The 19713-nt window shown below is 51.1% G+C and carries 24 protein-coding genes; 10 read left to right on the forward strand and 14 right to left on the reverse strand.

All coding sequences use genetic code 11. The features are described 5' to 3' along the window. Nucleotides 1-31: 31 nt before the first annotated feature. Nucleotides 32-1252: a multidrug efflux MFS transporter MdtG gene (gene mdtG, locus On2M_RS13095; protein ID WP_187252659.1), complete on the reverse strand. Its 1221-nt coding sequence runs from the start codon at nucleotides 1250-1252 to the stop codon at nucleotides 32-34. Nucleotides 1253-1407: 155 nt separating this feature from the next. Then, nucleotides 1408-2328, reverse strand: a complete 921-nt coding sequence (locus On2M_RS13100; protein ID WP_151219668.1) for a Kdo(2)-lipid IV(A) acyltransferase — start codon at nucleotides 2326-2328, stop codon at nucleotides 1408-1410. A 220-nt stretch (nucleotides 2329-2548) separates the two neighbouring features. Here On2M_RS13100 and On2M_RS13105 point away from each other — a divergent pair, with 220 nt between their 5' ends. Then, nucleotides 2549-3601, forward strand: a complete 1053-nt coding sequence (locus tag On2M_RS13105) for a rhodanese-related sulfurtransferase (protein WP_187260040.1) — start codon at nucleotides 2549-2551, stop codon at nucleotides 3599-3601. Nucleotides 3602-3647: 46 nt separating this feature from the next. Here On2M_RS13105 and On2M_RS13110 read toward each other — a convergent pair whose 3' ends face one another. The 7 genes from On2M_RS13110 to pyrC form a co-directional block, all read right to left on the reverse strand. Then, on the reverse strand, nucleotides 3648-4223 hold the full coding sequence (locus On2M_RS13110; RefSeq protein ID WP_151219669.1) for a YceI family protein: 576 nt from the start codon (nucleotides 4221-4223) through the stop codon (nucleotides 3648-3650). 1 nt (nucleotide 4224) lies between these two features. Next, entirely contained in the window at nucleotides 4225-4791 is a 567-nt protein-coding gene (locus On2M_RS13115) for a cytochrome b (protein ID WP_151219670.1), read from the reverse strand. Between the two features lie 260 nt (nucleotides 4792-5051). After that, nucleotides 5052-5165: a YceO family protein gene (locus On2M_RS13120; protein WP_003036148.1), complete on the reverse strand. Its 114-nt coding sequence runs from the start codon at nucleotides 5163-5165 to the stop codon at nucleotides 5052-5054. Nucleotides 5166-5217: 52 nt separating this feature from the next. After that, on the reverse strand, nucleotides 5218-6336 hold the full coding sequence (solA, locus tag On2M_RS13125) for an N-methyl-L-tryptophan oxidase (protein ID WP_151225224.1): 1119 nt from the start codon (nucleotides 6334-6336) through the stop codon (nucleotides 5218-5220). A gap of 239 nt (nucleotides 6337-6575) precedes the next feature. Then, the gene (gene bssS, locus On2M_RS13130; protein ID WP_003036154.1) at nucleotides 6576-6830 is read right to left on the reverse strand and encodes a biofilm formation regulator BssS; all 255 of its coding nucleotides are present in this window, start codon (nucleotides 6828-6830) and stop codon (nucleotides 6576-6578) included. A 339-nt stretch (nucleotides 6831-7169) separates the two neighbouring features. Beyond that, nucleotides 7170-7415 carry a DNA damage-inducible protein I gene (gene dinI / locus On2M_RS13135; RefSeq protein ID WP_006685106.1) on the reverse strand — a complete coding sequence of 82 codons (246 nt, stop codon included), beginning with the start codon at nucleotides 7413-7415 and terminating at the stop codon, nucleotides 7170-7172. 65 nt (nucleotides 7416-7480) lie between these two features. Further along, complete coding sequence (gene pyrC / locus On2M_RS13140; protein WP_210904949.1) at nucleotides 7481-8527, reverse strand: dihydroorotase; 1047 nt, start codon at nucleotides 8525-8527, stop codon at nucleotides 7481-7483. Between the two features lie 264 nt (nucleotides 8528-8791). Here pyrC and On2M_RS13145 point away from each other — a divergent pair, with 264 nt between their 5' ends. From On2M_RS13145 to On2M_RS13155, 3 genes are all read left to right on the forward strand, one after another. Next, nucleotides 8792-9022 carry a hypothetical protein gene (locus On2M_RS13145; protein WP_210904950.1) on the forward strand — a complete coding sequence of 77 codons (231 nt, stop codon included), beginning with the start codon at nucleotides 8792-8794 and terminating at the stop codon, nucleotides 9020-9022. Between the two features lie 23 nt (nucleotides 9023-9045). Next, on the forward strand, nucleotides 9046-9891 hold the full coding sequence (locus On2M_RS13150) for a DUF6708 domain-containing protein (protein WP_210904951.1): 846 nt from the start codon (nucleotides 9046-9048) through the stop codon (nucleotides 9889-9891). A gap of 70 nt (nucleotides 9892-9961) precedes the next feature. Further along, entirely contained in the window at nucleotides 9962-10921 is a 960-nt protein-coding gene (locus tag On2M_RS13155) for a hypothetical protein (RefSeq protein ID WP_210904952.1), read from the forward strand. Nucleotides 10922-11070: 149 nt separating this feature from the next. Here the strand turns inward: On2M_RS13155 and On2M_RS13160 are convergent, their stop codons facing one another. Together On2M_RS13160 and mdtH are read right to left on the reverse strand one after the other, a co-directional pair. Further along, nucleotides 11071-11631 (reverse strand): lipoprotein, encoded by a 561-nt coding sequence (locus On2M_RS13160; RefSeq protein WP_210904953.1) that lies wholly within the window; start codon nucleotides 11629-11631, stop codon nucleotides 11071-11073. Between the two features lie 114 nt (nucleotides 11632-11745). Continuing rightward, nucleotides 11746-12954, reverse strand: a complete 1209-nt coding sequence (gene mdtH / locus On2M_RS13165; protein WP_151225235.1) for a multidrug efflux MFS transporter MdtH — start codon at nucleotides 12952-12954, stop codon at nucleotides 11746-11748. A 259-nt stretch (nucleotides 12955-13213) separates the two neighbouring features. Here mdtH and rimJ point away from each other — a divergent pair, with 259 nt between their 5' ends. The 4 genes from rimJ to murJ all read left to right on the forward strand — a co-directional run bounded on the left by rimJ (nucleotide 13214) and on the right by murJ (nucleotide 17164). Then, nucleotides 13214-13798 carry a ribosomal protein S5-alanine N-acetyltransferase gene (rimJ, locus tag On2M_RS13170; protein ID WP_210904954.1) on the forward strand — a complete coding sequence of 195 codons (585 nt, stop codon included), beginning with the start codon at nucleotides 13214-13216 and terminating at the stop codon, nucleotides 13796-13798. A gap of 34 nt (nucleotides 13799-13832) precedes the next feature. Continuing rightward, on the forward strand, nucleotides 13833-14480 hold the full coding sequence (locus On2M_RS13175) for a YceH family protein (RefSeq protein ID WP_151219680.1): 648 nt from the start codon (nucleotides 13833-13835) through the stop codon (nucleotides 14478-14480). A 1-nt stretch (nucleotide 14481) separates the two neighbouring features. Continuing rightward, nucleotides 14482-15405 carry a Gfo/Idh/MocA family oxidoreductase gene (locus On2M_RS13180; protein WP_210904955.1) on the forward strand — a complete coding sequence of 308 codons (924 nt, stop codon included), beginning with the start codon at nucleotides 14482-14484 and terminating at the stop codon, nucleotides 15403-15405. Nucleotides 15406-15628: 223 nt separating this feature from the next. Continuing rightward, nucleotides 15629-17164, forward strand: a complete 1536-nt coding sequence (murJ, locus tag On2M_RS13185) for a murein biosynthesis integral membrane protein MurJ (RefSeq protein WP_151219682.1) — start codon at nucleotides 15629-15631, stop codon at nucleotides 17162-17164. 91 nt (nucleotides 17165-17255) lie between these two features. Here murJ and flgN read toward each other — a convergent pair whose 3' ends face one another. From flgN to flgA, 3 genes are all read right to left on the reverse strand, one after another. Continuing rightward, a complete protein-coding gene (gene flgN, locus On2M_RS13190) occupies nucleotides 17256-17678 on the reverse strand; it encodes a flagella biosynthesis chaperone FlgN (RefSeq protein WP_187252649.1) in 423 nt (140 codons plus the stop codon). A 3-nt stretch (nucleotides 17679-17681) separates the two neighbouring features. Then, entirely contained in the window at nucleotides 17682-17975 is a 294-nt protein-coding gene (gene flgM / locus On2M_RS13195) for a flagellar biosynthesis anti-sigma factor FlgM (protein WP_016152624.1), read from the reverse strand. 93 nt (nucleotides 17976-18068) lie between these two features. Beyond that, nucleotides 18069-18728, reverse strand: a complete 660-nt coding sequence (gene flgA, locus On2M_RS13200) for a flagellar basal body P-ring formation chaperone FlgA (protein WP_151219683.1) — start codon at nucleotides 18726-18728, stop codon at nucleotides 18069-18071. 157 nt (nucleotides 18729-18885) lie between these two features. Between flgA and flgB the strand changes: the two genes are divergently transcribed. Continuing rightward, nucleotides 18886-19302: a flagellar basal body rod protein FlgB gene (gene flgB, locus On2M_RS13205; RefSeq protein WP_187252647.1), complete on the forward strand. Its 417-nt coding sequence runs from the start codon at nucleotides 18886-18888 to the stop codon at nucleotides 19300-19302. A gap of 3 nt (nucleotides 19303-19305) precedes the next feature. Continuing rightward, complete coding sequence (gene flgC, locus On2M_RS13210; protein ID WP_006685091.1) at nucleotides 19306-19710, forward strand: flagellar basal body rod protein FlgC; 405 nt, start codon at nucleotides 19306-19308, stop codon at nucleotides 19708-19710. Nucleotides 19711-19713 lie beyond the last annotated feature (3 nt).

Here is a 19713-nt window from a genome sequence, read left to right on the forward strand (position 1 = left end):
CTGCGATATTGCAAGTATGAATACACGAAATTCATCCAGCGGCCTCAGCGCTTCGGCGACGGCGCAGGCTATTCCACGAGTAGAGAGCGTTAAACAGCACGATGCCCGCGGTCACGCAGAACACGGCGCGAAAACCATAGTTGGCGGATATTGCCGCCCCCATTAACGGCCCCGTTACGTTGCCGATATCACGAAATGACTGGTTATAACTGAAAATACGCCCGGCGATCTGATTGGTCGAGTTATAGACCAGCAGCGTTTGTACCGCCGGGAGCAGAGCCCCGTCGGCTGCACCCAATAAAAAGCGCAACACGCCAAGTTGCCAGGGCGATTGTACAAACGACATTGGAATAAGCAGCAGCACGGAAATGACCAAAGCAACAATCAGGATCTTCTCTGGGCCAATTCGGTCACCTAGTTTGCCAAGCCTTGGAGCGCTAATTAACGCAGCTACACCAGGTACAGAGGCAATCATGCCGCTGATAAAAGCGATATTACTGACGTTGCCAGCCAGTTCCCGAACGTACAACGTCAGAATTGGCGCGATGGAGCCGGTTGCTACCTGGATTATCAGCGTTGTAACAAACAGGCTCAGCACCAGTTTGGGGTTCTTTAACGAGGCTACAACTTCGCGAATGTGCAGCATTTCTTTCTTGCTCACCGGCTGGAAATGCTCGCGAATAAAAAATAACGTCAGAATAAAGCAGAGTAGCAGCACGCTGGCGGTAATAAAGAAAACGGGGCGTAGCCCATACTGGTCGGCAAGTAAGCCTCCTGCCAGCGGTCCGAGGAGTGCGCCGCTGACGCCACCGGTTGATAACGTTCCCAGCGCCCATCCGCTTTTATTGCGCGGAACCTGGGTGGCGATCAGTGCATTGGCGTTGGGAATGAAACCGCCGAGTAGCCCCAATAGTGCTCGCAGGATCAAGAACTGCCAGATATTTTGCGCCAGGCCCATCAGCAGCATCACAATAGCCATGCCCAACGCGGAACGCAGCAGCATGATTTTTCGCCCTTTGCGATCGGCAAGACCACCCCAGAAAGGAGAGGCGATGGCGGAAAAGAGAAAAGTGATGCTGAAGACCAGGCCTGACCACATGTTCAGGGCGCTATGACCTGTGACGCCGAGACTCTCGACATAGAGGGGTAAAAAGGGCATAACCAGGCTAAATGCTGCGCCGGTTAAAAAACAACCCAGCCAGGCAACGGTGAGGTTACGTTTCCAGTTTATGGGAGCTTCTGTGGGTGACATAGCGTTCCGCAGTGTGGCGCGCTGTTTGCGCTATCGATTGAATATAAGTAAGCAGGCTAATTATGCGCCTGGTAGATAGTTGCTGCAATGCGGATAGCAGTTAAACCTAAAGTGGGTAGGAAAGGGGTTGCAGTCCAGTGGACTGCAACAGTGCTTTAGTACAGGGAAGGGGAGCCTTCGGGACGCGTCTTGAAGCGTCGGTGCAGCCACATATACTGCTCTGGCGCCATCATGATGCATTGTTCAACGATCTTATTCATCCACGCCGCCGTAGTTTCCGCGTCGTCTAACGGTGGTGAACACTCCGCAGGCAGCATAATCAATTGATATCCTTTGCCGTCCGGCTTGCGGCGAGGAACAAACGGTACCAGGCAGGCGTTCGACATGCGTGACAGCATCCATGTTCCGGAGGTTGTTGCGGCCTGCTCAACAGCAAAAAGCGGGACAAACACGCTGGCGCGAGGACCGTAGTCATGATCCGGCGCATACCAAACCACTTCGCCTTTTTTCAACGCTTTAATCATTCCTTTCAGGTCTTTACGATCGAGCATTGATTTATTCGAGCGCATACGCCCCCAGGTTTGTAGCCAGTCGAGCAGCGGGTTGTCGTTAGGGCGATACACGCCGATCCCCGGCTCCTGCAAGCCAAACTGGCGCGCACCCAGTTCCAGAGTCAAAAAGTGCAGGCCCACTAACAAAATTCCCCGCTTTTGCGCCTGAACGTCGCGGATATGTTCCATCCCGATAACTTCTGTCCAGCGTGAAATGCGCTTGTCGGACCAAAACCAGGCCATTCCAGTTTCCATCACGCCCATGCCCACAGACTCGAAGTTCCTGACGACCATCTGCTGGCGTTCATGTTCGCCCATCTGTGGAAAGCACAGTTCAAGATTACGGGAAACAATTTTAGCCCGACGTTTCATCAAACGTAACGCCAGTCGACCTAATGCGCAGCCTAACTTATAAAGAATCGGGTAGGGTAACTGCACGATTAACCAAAGGATGCCAATGCCCAGCCAGGTTAACCAATAACGTGGATGCAGTAACGCAGCCGAAAACTTGGGTAAATTCGTCATGTCTATCCTGTCTTCAAACGACCAATTCCCTGTATTATCGCATTTTTTCGCGCGTATCAAAAATTTGCGACGGGAGAGTGGTGATTAAATCAGCAATTGTTGTTGCGATTTTATAATGGAGTAAGAAATGTAGCGTAAAATGTGTGGATGTAAATTGGCGATGTTTGCTTTATTATGCCGCCGATTTTCATTTTCTCCCTTTTTGCAGGATACGTACACCATGCCAGTGTTACACAACCGCATTTCAAACGATGCTCTTAAAGCCAAAATGCTGGCCGAGACTGAGCCGCGCACAACCATCTCGTTCTATAAATATTTCACGATCAATGATCCTCAACTCACACGAGATGCGTTGTACCAGATGTTCACTGCGTTGAACGTCTTTGGGCGCGTGTATCTTGCCCATGAAGGCATCAACGCGCAAATCAGCGTGCCGCAAAGCAATGTCGAGGCACTCCGCCAGCAACTGTATGCGTTTGACCCCGCATTAAACGGATTACGTCTGAATATCGCGCTGGATGATGACGGGAAATCTTTCTGGGTGCTACGTATGAAAGTGCGCGAACGCATTGTGGCGGATGGGATTGACGATCCGAACTTTGATGCCAGCAACGTGGGTGATTACCTGAAGGCGGCGGAAGTGAATGCCATGCTGGACGATCCTGACGCGGTATTTATTGATATGCGTAATCACTATGAATATGAGGTGGGCCATTTCGAGAATGCGCTGGAGATCCCGGCAGACACGTTCCGCGATCAGTTACCGAAAGCGGTTGAAATGATGCAGGAGCATAAAGATAAAAAAATCGTTATGTACTGCACGGGCGGCATACGTTGTGAGAAGGCCAGTGCCTGGATGAAACACAATGGATTTAGTAAAGTCTGGCACATTGAAGGCGGTATTATTGAATATGCCCGCAAGGCGCGAGAACAGGGACTTCCGGTGCGCTTCGTGGGTAAAAACTTTGTTTTTGACGAGCGGATGGGCGAAAGGATCTCTGAAGATGTTATTGCGCATTGCCATCAGTGTGGAACCGCCTGCGACAGCCATACAAATTGCAAAAATGACGGCTGCCATCTGCTGTTTATCCAGTGTCCGTCCTGTGCGCAGAAGTTTAAAGGCTGCTGTAGCGAGCAGTGTTGCGAAGAGAGTGAGTTGCCGGAAGAGGAGCAACGCCGTCGTCGCGCGGGGCGTGAAAATGGCAACAAAATCTTTAATAAGTCACGCGGTCGCCTGAATACCAAACTGGGGATTCCGGATCCTGCGCAATAGTCGCTATGCCGGGTGGTGGCTTGAGCCCCATCCGGCCATTCACACGTTACTTCTGTTGCACACCTTCCACTGAGATGATCAGATCGACCTCCTGAGACGCGGGGCCGAGATCGGTGGTGATGTTGAAGTCTTTTAACTTAATTTTCCCTTGTGCTTCAAAACCAGCGCGCGTGCCGCCCCACGGATCGCCGCCCTGACCGATTAGTTTTGCGTCCAGCGTAACGGGCTTGGTAACGCCGTTCAGGGTCAGATTACCCGTGATATCAAGGTCGTTTCCTTCTTTTTTCACGCTGGTGGAGTTAAAGGTCGCTTGCGGGAATTTAGCAACGTTAAGGAAGTCTGCGCTGCGCAGATGCTTATCGCGTTCGGCGTGATTGGTGTCAACGCTATTGGTGTTGATGGTCACGTTTACCTTATCGGCTGCGGGGTTTTTCTCATCAAAGGTAAACGTACCGTCGAAATCTTTAAATGTGCCGTACAGCCAACTGTAACCCAGATGCTGAATACGGAAATTAACAAAGGCATGCTGTCCTTCTTTGTCAATTTTGTAATCTGCCGCCACGGCCGACCCGGTGGTGAATAACAGAGAGGCGAGTGTAAGTCCCAGCAGGTTTTTTTTCATTTTAAGCTCCATAGTCAGATGACGATTTTCCCAACATGCGATTGAGGGTATCGTCGTTATCGATAAAGTGATGTTTCAGCGCCATCACGCCGTGCAGAAGTGATAAAATCACTACGCTCCACGCAAGCCACAGATGCAGGCTACCGGCGAGGTCGGCCTGAGCGCCCGCATTAGCAAGGGTCGCAGGAATATCGAACCAGCCAAATACGCTTATCGCTTTGCCATCAGCGGTGGAAATCAAATATCCGCTAATGACAATAGAAAACAGCAAGGTGTATAGCGCGAGGTGACCCAGAGCCGCAGCGATGCGAGTAAAACGGGAATAGTTTGCCAACGCAGGAGGCGGTGGTGAGATCCACCGCCAGACAACGCGAATAACCAGCCCTAACATGAGCAGAACGCCGATGCTTTTATGCAGTTCTGGGGCCTGGTGATACCAGCCGTCGTAATAGCTGAGTGTGACCATCCACAAGCCCAGCGCAAACATGCCATATACAGCAATCGCAATCAGCCAGTGTAATGCGGCAGACACCACGCCATAGCGCTGAGGACTATTATTGAATTGCATAATCACACCATTAGATATTTCAGAAGTGAATGAAAATGGCGCGGAAAAGACATTAATGCAACTAATAAATAACAATGATGATGATATTTATTTTTAATTCAATAAAATTGATTAAATTATTAAGTAATCATCAAGGAATTAGAGGGTGGCGGAAGTTAAGGCTTAATTTGACGGGGTTGGAGTTGTTTCCATTATTCAGTTAATTGCAATGAATTTTAAGTTAGTATCAGTTTGTGTCAATTATTGTCAGCGCAACAAGATTAAAAAAACATAATATATATCACATCCATGATTGCCAGCAGCGACCATAAAATAATGTAGAGCATAAGGTGCTCGCGAATATTATTAACCAGATAGTGAAAGATGCGACGCATCAACGTTATTCCTGTCATTAAAAATGGCCTCATCAACGAGGCCATCCATTTATTATCGCTTAAAGCGGCTCAACCTGAAGGGAGTCAGGTCAAAGTCAGACGGTTTATTCTGGGCGAAGTCTGCCGCAATCTCTCCCAGTACGGAGGCAAACTTAAAGCCATGTCCGCTTAGCCCGGTAACGATCAGCGTGTTGTCATGTTCCGGTAGAGTATCAATAATGAAGTCTTCATCCGGTGAGTTATCATAGGTGCAGGACGCACCGTGCAGGCAGCAGCCAACGCCTGGCAGAATTGTGCGCAGGAATGGGAAGGCTTCAGAACCGTCGCTGGCGACAGCGGCAAACGGCTTACGTTCATCTGCAGAATGAATTACCTGTCCGCCATTGTGCTTACCAATTTTTAGCTCATCGTTTTCTGCCGGGAAACCGTAGTATTGATCGCCATTTGGCAGTTCGCCGGTGAAAGCAGGGAAGTTATTCTTAACGCTGTAGCGCCCATCAGCCTGATACCAGGCGAACACTTTACGTACCGGTTGTATTGGTAGTTCAGGCACCAATGCCTGCACCCAGGTTCCGGCGCAAATCACCGCTTTTTGCGCGTGATAGTCACCGTCGGCGGTTTCTACCGTCACGCCATCATCACTGTGGTGAATTGCGCTGACCGGGCATTTAAATAGCTGCGCACAACCGGCTTCTTCTGCCAGGCGGATCCAGGTTTTAATCGCTAATTCACTGCGTAAAAAACCTGACTCGGCTTCAAACAGGCCAATATAGTTTTCAGGTACGCGAATCTCTGGCCAGCGAGCCATGATGGCTTCTGCATCCAGTTGTTCAACATTGAGTTGCCACTGTTTTGCACTTTGCGCCGCGGTTGCTAAGAAGGTGGAATCTGCCGGACCGAGATTGATAACACCGGAGCGAACAAAAATTGGCTCTTCATTTTGGGTGGACAGTTCATCCCATAATGTTTGCGCACGCAGCACCAGCGGAACGTATTTTTCACCTTCGCCATAAGCATGACGAATTAATCGAGTGTCGCCGTGGTGGCTGCCCTGCTGATGCGGGGGCATATGCGCATCGATCATCAGTACCTTCAGACCGGCGCGAGTGGCATAGTATCCGGCTGCGGCACCCACGGAACCGCTGCCAATAATGATTAAGTCGTATTTCATCCGCTTCTCTCTGCAATCGCGATAGTATACCTTAAATAATTCGAGTTGCAGGAAGGCGGCGACACAGCGAATCCCCGGGAGCGTACATAAGTACGTGACTGGGGTGAGCGAGGAAAGCCAACGCACATGCAACTTGAAGTATGACAGGTATAGCAGAGTAAATAACTGACCCGGAATATTCAACCTGGAAATAAGAAAGGCACCGATAAGGTGCCTTTTGATGGTTGGATGTATCAGGTTTAATGTCGCTGATACTCATTTACCTGGTAATCGCCGGATTCAATTTTAGCGATTCCTGCTTCTAATATCGAAATAAATTGCCTGGCAACATCAGTGGTTAACCAGAGCGTTTGACCAACTTCAGTCCCATCCGGGTCCGGGCGATTCGGGGTCTGGTAGTGCAAACGCAGCATCAGCGCATCATAGCTATCAACAGTGCTGATGTCCCATCCTACAAGTGGATGAGTCTGAATGACTTCATTATTCTTTTCCATCATGCCCCCTAATTCGTGTTACTAGACAACGGTTTTCGAGGTTCAATGCGTTTTTTCTGAAGCAACTTCAGTATATCAATAAATAAGGGTATTCATTGAAAATTTAAAGAGGGCAGTGCATAAATTTTTTGTTTTCAGCGTTTTCTGACTAAGAAACCAACATGTTATTCATTTTTTTTTAGCATGTTGCACAATTATTTTGGTGTTGTGGTTAAAATATAACCAGGAATTAATTATTAAATTAAAAGTTCGTTGTAAGGAATGCGCGATTGATTAAAAGATAGTGCGTATAAAAAAGCCGGGGCGACCCGGCAAAAAAACATCACTGCATATCATTATTTATTCGTTGATGAACCAGTCATCTGCGCTTTCCCATGTCTCCTGCAGGATCTCGCTGATGCGTTCTTTGTCCTCTTTTGTCGCGCCAATGACCGACAGATTGTTTGCGCCAGCATAACGGACGGTAACATTACCTTCGTTATCCGGAAAATGATGATGAATACGACGGGAGAGTTCGCCCGCCAGCGCGTCAATTGCACCGGCAGGTAAAGGTGAAGTTTTAGCAATAGTGACTTCAATACGCATAGTAGCCCCCTGTGGAATATACTGTTTATTTATACAGTTATCCGCAGCAATTGGCTACACTTTTTTTAGCTTTTTACTGACCAGCGTACCGTTTCGCCACCCAGGAAAGGCACCAGCGTATCGTCTTTCAGCGCAATGCTCTCCGGAACCCGGTGTTCGAGGCGTTCCAGCTCAATAAAGCTCTCGTTCACCGGTAAGCCGTAGAACTGCGGGCCATTGAGTGAGCAGAAGGCTTCGAAATGCGCCAGCGCGTTCATCTCTTCAAACACGGTGGCATAGCTGCCCAGCGCGGTCGGGGCGTTAAAACACCCGGCACAGCCGCAACTGGATTCTTTACGATGACGCGCATGCGGCGCTGAGTCGGTACCAAGGAACGCACGGATAAATCCGCTGGCGACCAGTTCACGCAGCGCCTGTTGATGGACGTTACGTTTAAGGATTGGCAGACAGTACAGGTGCGGGCGAATCCCGCCGACCAGCATGTGGTTGCGGTTAAACATCAGATGCTGTGGCGTAATGGTCGCCGCCAGAAGCTCGTTACCGTCCCGCACGTATTCGGCAGCATCTTTAGTGGTGATATGTTCAAACACCACTTTCAGCGCAGTCAAACGCTGACGCAGCGGTTCCATCACCGTTTCAATAAAACGCGCTTCACGATCGAAAATATCGATATCCGCATGCGTCACTTCACCATGCACCAGCAGCGGCATACCTAATTTTTCCATCCGTTCCAGCACCGGCATGATGGCATCAACAGAGGTTACGCCATGCGTTGAGTTGGTGGTGGCATTGGCCGGATAGAGTTTTGCGGCGGTGAAAACGCCCTCGTTAAATCCACGTTCCAGCTCGTTGGGGTCCAGCGTATCCGTTAAGTAGCAGGTCATTAATGGCGTGAAATCGTGTCCGACAGGTACCGCGTCCAGAATGCGCTGGCGGTAAGCGATAGCCGCGTCAACCGTGGTGACGGGCGGAGCCAGGTTCGGCATCACAATGGCGCGACCATAGACTTCACTGGTATAGGGCACGACAGTTTTTAACATGTCGCCGTCGCGAAAGTGAAGATGCCAGTCGTCTGGGCGGCGGATCTTTAAAACCTGGGATGGTGCAGTCATCAATATGCTCCGGCTGAGGATAGTCTTTTTTGCCGGAAACAAAGGATAAGCGGAAACGTTTTCGTTTGCACGTAAAAAAGTCTCGGTACCAGATAGAAATAACGGCTGTGTTTAGCGCCTCTTGCTCTTGTTGTTGTTCGTAAAATTTTTTATTATCAAACGTAATTATATTCATGATAATAATTAACTACATAACAAATAATTTTGGCTTAAGTATTAATTTACGTTATGCCCGAATTGAAACGCGAATGCACAGGAGGTGCTATGAAGATCTGTCGTCCGTTGTGGACAAAAGGAATCCTCCTTTCTCCCCAGTACTTCCAGCAGCAAACGTTGCTTAACTCCCTCGATGATGAAGGTATTTCCCGGATAGGCGTTATACATCCATGGGGCGTCTGGTGCGCAGAGTTTGACGCGCAGGCTCTTATCCAGGGGCGGGTGAAACCCGTGCCTACTGGAAAAATAAATACAATCCGCAAGATGTCCTGTCATTAACGATTAATATCAAGGGGTGAAGTATGGCTAATCAGAAATCAGGGAATAAAGCGCAGCGTCGCGCCTCAGTATCCTCCGTCGGAACAACTAAACAGTGCCAGAGCGCTGATACGATGCCAGGAGAACATCCTGGAAACCCTTTCTATCGCCGCTCCGTGCTGAGCCCGCAGGCGGAAAGATGGCAGGCGGATCTGCCGGTTCAGTGGCTGGAGCATGGTGTGGAGCCCAATGCTATCTGGCTGAATGAAAAGAATGACATCTGGCTGGAAATTCCCAGTTATGAAAATCAGATATCATGGAGCGGAGGTGATACTTTTGCCTTTCTCTTAGTGCCGTTTATTTTTTTCTTTTCAATTAGCCCTATATTATTTTGGTGGGATATAAGAATTTTTCTAGTCTCAATGATGGGTGTAGTCTTTTTCCTCTCTTTTTTTAAACTTTTAATCAGAATGACCTATCACACGCCCCGTGGTACCCCTGTGCGTTTAAACCGGAAACGGCAGAAAATCTATATTTATGAACACCGGCGCAGCAGCTGGAACCCGTGGACAGAATGGCCGGTGGAGATCCGCGTGTTTCACTGGGATGAAGTGCGCGGAGAAATCACCTTTGAGGCCGGACGTTATAACCAGGGTTATCAGCTGCACGGCGCGGTGTGCCAGCCGGGGACCAACCGGGTCCGGGAACGCTTTGCGCTGACGTGGACGGTGGGAGACCCGGAAGCATTGCGCGAGTTGTGGTGCTACTGCTGCCGCTATATGCAGTACCAGCCGGTACCAGAGGAAGCGCGGTTTGTGGAGCATCCCCAGCAGTGGGGACATATTCACTGGCCGGAAGAGATGGACACTGAATCCCGCACGGCGCCGTGAGTGACGCCAGACTGTAAGCCCGTTTTTACCGTATTTTGCCGTTCCCGTTTCCCTTTAGCGATTATAAATCATGCCCGTTAAATTAAAGCTGATCCCTCCTGCGGCTCAGAAACCCGATTTTCCGATCGGTAGCCGTTGGTTCAAAAGCCTTGCGGGATTACTGATTCCTCGCTTCGGTTGGGGCTATTTTACCGGAATGTCATTTGACGCACCGGCATTCTGGATAATAGCGGTCGTGCTGCCATTTATCGTTTGGCTAACCGCAATCTGGTTGCGCATGATGATTTATCTTCCGGCATTAATTCAGGCTAACGCCTGGAATAAACGAAGGGAAGAACTGTTGTTAAGTGAAATTCGACGTGGGCGGCGCGCGTTACAGATATTACACAGTACATTTATCACCGCGCATATCGAGCCTGAACAGACGAATATCTCATCAGTGGGGGTGTTGACCCAGAATAAACAAATCTTGCATATGCAGCCTTCATGGCACGGCAATAACAGTTATCGTCTAAGTAGGCTGCCAATCCAGAGCGGAATGACGCGAGATGACCTGATTCAGCAAATTTTTAACAGATTAGTCGCAGGAATTGCACGCCATCTTAAGCAACTACCGGAGAATCACCCGGTCGCTCTGCTGTTTGAAGTGAATACGTCATTACCCGCCCAGCGGTTGCATTCTCTCTGGCGTAACGCATGGGAAAACTACGATATACGTCAATGCCTGGAGCCTGTTATCGGGCATGGAGTGAGCGTGGTCGACAACTGGCTGGATGATCGAATCCGCGAAGAGACAGTGCTACTCATTATTGCGTTACAGGTTGATCCCGATAAGCCTGAAGGGACTGGAGAAGCAGCTGTTGCGCTGCTGCTGGGGAATCGCCTGACCCAACATATTCTGACACCACAAGCAGTACTACAACGGGTAGAGGAAAGTTTTACTGAAACGCTGGCAGAGAATATTGCGCAGGCGTTGGATTGGGTACCCGCTCAACCGGCGGATATTCGCGTTGTTTCGCGATCCGGATAGGGAGAAGGGAAACTGGCGGCTAATCGTGAAACGCGCTGCGTTCGATCCTGATGATGCCCGGAAGATCGTATTTGATGGTCACACGATTACTTTACTTGCAGAATAAATGTAATATCGAAAAAAAGGGCGCATCAGCGCCCTCAGTTTTATTAGTCGGTGAACGGGATGATGATTTCGCCCGGTTTGACCTCAATACCTTTCGCCAGTTTTTTCGCCAGCGCTTCACCCTGGCTGCTGTCTTCCTTCAGAATGTACGCTGGCTGCTGGTTGAAATAGTTACGCAGCGATTGATTTAAATAAGGCATCAGCGTTTGCAGTACCGACTGCATTTTTTCCGGCGTGACGGTGGCGTCCACGACCTCCATCTCTTGCAGATAAATCGCGCCTTTTTCTTTATTGAAAACCGGTAAGGCTTTGAGTTTTAGCCTCATGGTCGCTTTCTGACTGCCAAACAGGGAGTTCATATCCAGGTTTGCGTCGCCGGTCAGGGTTACTTTGTTAGGCTCTTCACGGCCAATCTGGCTGGCGAGATTATTCAGTACGATATGTGCTTCAGCAACGCCGGGCAAACCGATGTCTTTTGAAAAGTTATTATGCTTTGCCAGGGCTTGATTAATTTCTTGCTCGCTAACCGTGTATTGCGTGAGTTGATTACAACCAACCAACAGGCCGCCGACAATCAGTGCAGCGGCAAAAAAAAACTTTCTCATGGGGTTCCTCAACATGATGCATGTGGCGTAATCGTGACACAAAGCATCATCGAGTACCAGCGCCCCGGACGCCAGCAGAAAAAACTGAAAAAAGTCTGGACGCTGGTTCGGTTATCAGGCGTCTGGCTCCAGCATACCGCGGGTTGGGCGTTTGAGACTGAATTGCCAGCCCAACGCGAGGAACGTGATGAAGCCGATGATACCGAGCATCATCCAGGGCAGTTCAGGCTGCGCCAGCGCTTTACCCATATCAAACAGCCAGCCGCCGCCGATATAGCCAATTGCGCCGCCGATGGCGAGTCCCAGTCGGCTGAATCCCATGTAGCTTCCGCGGGCCCGGGCATTCGCCAACGAAGCGCTGAGGGTTTCACGCGCCGGTTCGGCGATGATCGAGCCAATATAGAACGTGCAAATCAGAGTGAACAACTGCTGCAGATTCCCGACCAGCCCGATCGGCATCATGCTTAGTGACATCACCAACAGACCAGCCATCAGACGATGCTCAAGGCGGAAGCGTTTTTCACTCCAGCGGGCAATTGGGTACAGCAGCGTTAAAGAGAGACACGCCTCGATGGCATACATCCATTTCACGGCGGCCGGTGAGCCAGCGATGTCGTTCACCATGATAGGCAGCATCAACATCACTTGTACGGCCAGCATGTAATAGCCCGCCAGCGTCAGCACGTAGGTGACAAAGCGTTTGTCATGCATCACGTGGCTCATTCCTTCACGCACCGGAATTTTCACTGTCGAGAGCTTCCATGCCGGAAGCAACCACGCGTTAAACGCCGCGCACAGAACGAACAAAATCGCGCCTACGGCGCAAACCAGGCGGAAATCGTATTGCAACAACCAACTGCCGAGCAACGCGCCGACTACGGCTCCGGCGCTATCCTGCATCATCAGAATAGAGAAAAAGCGCCCGCGCTTTTCCGGGCGGATCAGCTTGACTACCAGCGCCGAGCGGGGAGGGTCGAAGAGGGTGCCGCCCAGCCCAGAGAGGAAGCAGGAAAACCACAGTAGCCACGGTTCATGGGCAATACCCATGGTGGCGAACCCGGCAGCGCGCATCAGCATGCCGGTGACGATCATCGGCTTGGCGCCAAAACGGTCGGCAATAGCACCGCCAAAAATACCCAATCCCTGCTGGATAAATTGGCGTAATCCAAGTGCGATACCGACCATCACCGCAGCCCAGCCCATCTGGTCGACGAAACGAATTGAGATCAGCGGGAAAACGACGAAAAAACCCAGCACGACCAGCATATTATCGATGAGAAGGAAGTATTTACCCAGGTTCCTTGCCTGCGAGACTTGCGACATTTCCCCTCCAGGGAAAAACTCGTCACTCTGGATAGAGTTTAAAAGATAAGCGCCTCCTATTCTGCGGTGTCGTCATCGCTTTTCCCACCCTTCGCGGGACAATATTTTTTTATCAAAAGTCCGTCTTGATAGAGAGTTTTCATCAAAATGTGTGAATAATTCAAAAAATGGCATTTTGCTCTTTTCACAGGGTGTATTTGCACAGGTATAGTAATGCGAATAGCGTATTGAAGACGTTACGGGAAGGAGTAGGTATAGAATGTTTGGCTATCGCAGTAACGTGCCAAAAGTGCGCTTAACCACGGACCACCTGGTCGTGCGTTTAGTGCATGAGCGTGATGCCTGGCGTCTGGCAGATTATTACGCAGAAAATCGTCATTTCTTAAAACCCTGGGAACCTATTCGCGATGAAAGCCACTGTTATCCGTCCGGCTGGCAGGCGCGTCTCGGTATGATCTCTGAGTTTCATAAACAGGGCACTGCTTATTATTTTGCGCTGCTCGATCCGGAAGAAAAAGAGATTATCGGCGTCGCGAACTTCTCGAACGTGGTGCGGGGGTCTTTTCACGCCTGTTATCTCGGTTACTCCATTGGGCAGAAGTGGCAGGGGCAGGGATTGATGTATGAAGCCTTAACCTCAGCCATCCGCTATATGCAGCGATCGCAGCATATTCACCGCATCATGGCGAATTACATGCCACATAATAAGCGCAGCGGTGATCTGTTGGCGCGACTGGGTTTTGAAAAAGAAGGCTATGCCAAAAACTACCTGCTGATTGACGGGCAGTGGCGTGATCACGTGCTGACGGCATTAACCACATCAGAATGGACCCCTGGCCGCTAACTTTCAGATGCAGCCACGATTAATGGAGAAGACGATGAAATACGAATTAACCGCCACCGAAGCGCGAGTGATCGGCTGTTTATTAGAAAAACAAGTCACCACACCCGAACAGTACCCACTCTCCGTTAATGGCGTCGTAACCGCCTGTAATCAAAAAACGAATCGTGAACCGGTGATGAACCTGTCGGAATCGGAAGTGCAGGATCAGCTTGATAACCTGGTAAAACGGCATTTTCTGCGCACGGTGAGCGGCTTTGGCAATCGCGTCACGAAATATGAGCAGCGTTTTTGCAACTCTGAGTTCGGCAATCTTAAGCTCAGCGCGGGAGAAGTCGCGCTGATTACCACGTTGTTGCTGCGCGGTGCTCAGACGCCAGGCGAACTGCGTAGCCGTGCATCTCGTATGTATGAATTCAGCGATATGGCCGAAGTGGAGTCAACGCTGGAGAAACTAGCGACCCGGGAAGATGGTCCTTATGTGATTCGCCTGGCGCGTGAGCCGGGTAAACGTGAAAGCCGTTATATGCACTTGTTTTGCGGTGAGGTTGATGAGGCGATCGCCTCGGCAGATGAACTCCCGGCAGCCTCGGGTGATCTGCTGGCACGGGTTGAGGCGCTGGAAACCGAAGTCGCGGAGCTAAAGCAGCGGCTTGATTCCTTGCTTGCGCATCTGGGAGATTAATGTGAATAAATTACGTGTCGGCGTTGTCGGTCTCGGCGGGATAGCACAAAAGGCCTGGCTGCCTGTGCTGGGCACCAGTGCAGACTGGACGTTGGAAGGGGCATTTTCACCTTCGCGGGAAAAAGCGCAGCGTATCTGTGATACCTGGCGGATCCCTTATGTTGATTCACTGGTGAATCTGGCGCAAACCTGTGATGCGGTTTTCGTGCATTCCAGCACCGCGACGCACTTTGCGGTGGTAAGCGAACTGCTGAATGCTGGTGTTCATGTGTGCGTAGATAAACCGCTGGCTGAAAGCCTGCGTGAGGCTGAACAACTGGTGGAACTGGCCGAGCGAAAAAAATTGACGCTGATGGTAGGGTTTAACCGCCGGTTTGCACCGCTGTATCAGGATCTCAAAGCTCAGTTGAGTCAGGCGACGTCCGTGCGCATGGATAAGCACCGTACGGACAGCGTCGGTCCGCACGATCTGCGCTTCACTCTGCTGGACGACTATCTGCACGTGGTCGATACCGCATTATGGCTGGCTGGAGGGACGGCGCAGTTAAATAACGGTACGCTATTAACCAATGAATCCGGTGCGATGCTCTATGCTGAGCACCATTTTTCTGTCGGACAAATGCAGATAACCACCAGTATGCATCGTCGTGCTGGTAGCCAGCGCGAGATCGTTCAGGCGGTGACGGACGGTGGCCTGATTGACGTTACGGATATGCGTGAATGGCGGGAAGAACGTGGGCAAGGCGTGGTGCACAAGCCAGTGGCTGGCTGGCAAACCACCCTGGAACAGCGTGGTTTTGCCGGATGCGCACGTCATTTTATTGAGTGCGTGCAAAATCAGACGGTTCCGCAGACGGCAGGCGAACAGGCGCTAATGGCCCAGCGCGTTGTCGAAATGCTGTGGCGAGAAGCGATGGCGGAATAACCCCCTGTAACATCTGGCGGTAGTAATTCAATGTAATCCAGGTACTATATGCCAACTCAAAAATAACACCTCTTTTCAACCCCTGGCTGATTTGTTGGCTTGATAAGACGCAAAAGCGTTGCCAGCAGGCACTGCGAGATTACCGGATAGTGGCGCTTATGTCTTATCCGGTAAACGGGCTGATTATGCGGGGCTTTGCCTCAGAGTCTGGAATACAACATAGATGAATTTATTAAAGTCGCTGGCAGCCGTCAGCTCGATGACGATGTTTTCACGCGTACTGGGTTTTGCGCGTGATGCGATTGTCGCCAGAATCTTTGGCGCAGGGATGGCTACAGATGCCTTTTTTGTGGCATTCAAACTTCCTAACCTGCTGCGCCGAATCTTTGCCGAAGGTGCTTTTTCGCAGGCATTTGTGCCTATTCTGGCCGAATATAAAAGTAAGCAGGGAGAAGATGCGACCCGCGTCTTTGTCGCTTACGTTTCCGGGCTGTTGACCCTGGCGCTGGCAGTGGTGACGGTTGCCGGGATGCTGGCTGCGCCGTGGGTGATTTTAGTCACCGCGCCCGGTTTTGCCGACACGGCGGATAAATTTGCGCTGACCACTCAACTGCTGCGGATCACCTTTCCGTATATTTTGCTGATCTCACTGGCCTCGCTGGTCGGGGCAATCCTGAACACCTGGAATCGCTTTTCCATTCCGGCGTTTGCGCCCACGTTTCTGAATATCAGCATGATCGGCTTCGCGCTGTTTGCAGCCCCATATTTTCATCCACCGGTGCTGGCGCTGGCATGGGCCGTTACCGTTGGTGGCGTGTTACAGCTGGTTTATCAGCTTCCGCATCTGAAGAAAATTGGCATGCTGGTTCTTCCTCGTGTGAACTTCCACGATGCAGGGGCGATGCGTGTCGTCAAGCAAATGGGCCCGGCGATCCTTGGGGTATCTGTCAGCCAAATTTCTCTAATCATCAATACGATTTTCGCCTCGTTTCTGGCCTCCGGCTCAGTTTCATGGATGTACTATGCCGACCGTCTGATGGAGTTTCCGTCGGGCGTACTCGGCGTAGCATTGGGGACTATCCTGCTGCCATCGCTGTCCAAAAGCTTTTCCAGTGGTAATCATGACGAGTATTGCCGTTTGATGGACTGGGGCCTGCGTTTGTGTTTTCTGCTGGCATTACCAAGCGCCGTAGCGTTGGGTATTCTGGCTAAACCGCTGACAGTTTCTCTGTTCCAGTACGGTAAATTTACCGCCTTTGATGCTGCTATGACCCAGCGTGCGCTGGTGGCGTACTCGGTGGGTTTGATTGGCTTAATCGTGGTGAAAGTGTTGGCTCCAGGTTTCTATTCGCGCCAGGATATTAAAACGCCGGTAAAGATTGCCATTGTAACGCTGATTATGACCCAGGTAATGAACCTGGCATTTATCGGGCCGCTGAAGCATGCCGGGCTGTCGCTGTCGATTGGTCTGGCGGCGTGTCTGAACGCGTCATTGCTGTACTGGCAGTTGCGTAAGCAGAATATCTTTACTCCCCAACCGGGTTGGACCTGGTTCCTGACGCGACTGGTAATTTCTGTGCTGGTGATGTCGGCGGCGCTGGTTGGGATGCTTTACATCATGCCGGACTGGTCACAGGGGACGATGTTATGGCGTCTGTTGCGTCTGATGGCCGTCGTGGTGGCGGGTATTGCCGCTTACTTTGCTGCGCTCGCCGTGCTGGGCTTTAAAGTGAAAGAGTTTGTGCGCCGGACGGCGTAACAGATCAGTTCAATGCCGGATGGCGGTATGACGCCGTATCCGGCCTACAGAACGCGTAGGCCTGATAAGCAAAAGTGTTATCAGGCTTGCATCAAATAGAGAATTTTTTTCCGCCGCGGTGTGCAGCAGAGGTTTGACCGTTTGCGCCGTACAGCGCCGGTTCCTGGTGCGGTTTCAGCACTTGGATCGCCTGTTGATTACGCTCGATCTGCCCTTCCAGCAGCCAGCCATTGTGCTGGTTGAGGTCGCGTAAGTGCTGTGTTTTCATGGTAATGGTCTTCCAGCGCTCGACAATTTCATCATTGGCGCTGCGCGTGGCGTCATGCTCCTGACGACGCTGTTGCTCCAGATAATCAAGGGTCGCCAGCAAAGAGCTTTTTTCTTCTGTAATACGCTGTAGCTGGCTGCCATTGATATGGCCTGCGGAAAGCTGCTGCTGTTCAGCATCCATTACCGTTTTCAGGTCATTGAGCACGGTCGTCATCTGGTCAAGTATTTCTGACAAGCGAGTCATACTTTATTTACTCTGTAAGTAGCTCTGCGCCTCGCGGATCAGCGAGTCGGCAATTTTTCCGGTGTCCATTTTCAGCTCACCGTTACGGATCGCGGTTTTCAGTGCTTCTACGCGTTCCATATTGATGTCATTGGTGCCGGGCTGCATCAGTTTAGCCTGAGCGTCGCTCAGCATGACGCTGGTGCTGGTGGTCGCGGTGGTTTTTTCCTTCCGCGTTTTTTGTACCGGCGCATCGCTGGTTTCGCGGGGCTGAACGGTACTGACTGGCTTCAATGGTGAGGTACGATCAATGCTCATTTTGTTTATCCTCATCGAGGGGTTACGCTATAGCGGCCCGCTGTATTCATTGGTTGATTATCTATCGGCACACGCTAAAAAATCTTTAACTTATTATAGGTTAATAAGAATATTCCCATCAGAATCGACGACACCGCTCACCACCTGGCCTGAAACCATCCGCACTCGCGCATTCTGTGCAACGGCGGCATTGTTCAGCGCTTTACCTTCGGCATTCACCCGAAAACCATCTCCGTTGGCGATAACCAGAACGCGCTGACCGGCCTTGATCCGCCATGCCTGGCGCAACATCGAAAGCTGTATCGGCTGACCTGGAACCAGATCGCGCAGGCTTACGGCATCCTGCACCTGATTTATATCCAACACGGCGCGGGGCGGTAGCTGGTCTAACCGACCACGTTTCAGCGCTACGCTGGCCGGCGTCAGGGCGCTACCTCGGGCTACGGGCGCGGCGACAACAACGTAGTTTCCCGTGGCCTGCACGTTCACCTGCAGATAGCGTTTTTCGTTAGCGCAGCGCGCCAGCACGTTCACATTACCCCACAGTTTTGCGTTGCCAGACACGCTTAATGCCGGTTGATCACAGCTCGGCAGTAAGTTAGGTGACGTTCGAATAGTGACGACCACCTCATCGCTAAATCCGGCCAGACGCTGGGAAAACCATGCCGTCAGCTGTGAATTCAGGTCTTGCGCCAGCGTCATAGGGCTGAACAGCAGTGCTGCCACGACTATTCCACGTTTAAACGTTTGCATCAAAACCTCGCGCTTTTTCAGGTAGTGGAAGGATTTTACCTGTGTGACGCAGTCATCAACGCAACAAATAGCGACGCATTTTGCGTTTATTCCGGCGATAACGCGCGCGTAATGGGATTTAAGCTGTCGGCTGAATATTGTCATTTGCGGAGGAGATATGCTCGATAAGCTCGATGCCGCCTTACGTTTTCAACAGGAAGCGCTGAATTTGCGCGCCCAACGCCAGGAAGTGTTGGCGGCCAACATAGCCAATGCCGACACGCCGGGGTATCAGGCGCGCGACCTGGATTTCGCCAGTGAGTTAAAAAAAGTCATGGTGCGAGGACGGGAAGAAACCGGCGGCGTTTCATTGACGCTGACCTCTGCACAACACATTCCGGCCCAGGCCCTTTCTGCGCCTTCTACGGAGCTGCTCTACCGGATTCCTGACCAGCCGTCACTTGATGGCAACACGGTGGATATGGACCGGGAGCGTACGCAATTTGCAGACAACAGCCTCAAATATCAAATGGGGCTGACCGCGCTGGGTGGACAAATCAAAGGCATGATGAACGTGCTGCAGGGAGGAAACTAATTCGTGGCGCTGTTAAATATTTTTGATATCGCAGGCTCTGCGCTAACGGCTCAGTCTAAGCGCCTGAACGTAGCGGCCAGCAACATGGCGAATGCGGATAGCGTCACCGGACCTGACGGTCAGCCGTATCGCGCGAAGCAGGTTGTTTTTCAGGTTGATGCAGCACCAGGCGCGGCAACCGGCGGTGTGAAAGTTGCTGACGTTATTGAAAGCCAGGCGCCGGATAAGCTGGTTTATGAACCCGGTAATCCGCTGGCAGACGCGAACGGCTACGTAAAAATGCCAAATGTGGATGTTGTCGGTGAAATGGTCAATACCATGTCAGCCTCGCGCAGCTACCAGGCAAACGTCGAAGTGCTTAACACCGTGAAAAGCTTGATGCTCAAAACGCTGACGCTAGGCCAGTAAAGG

Origin of the sequence: Citrobacter sp. On2M (genome assembly GCF_018035235.1) — a bacterium.
Lineage (GTDB): Bacteria > Pseudomonadota > Gammaproteobacteria > Enterobacterales > Enterobacteriaceae > Citrobacter > Citrobacter meridianamericanus.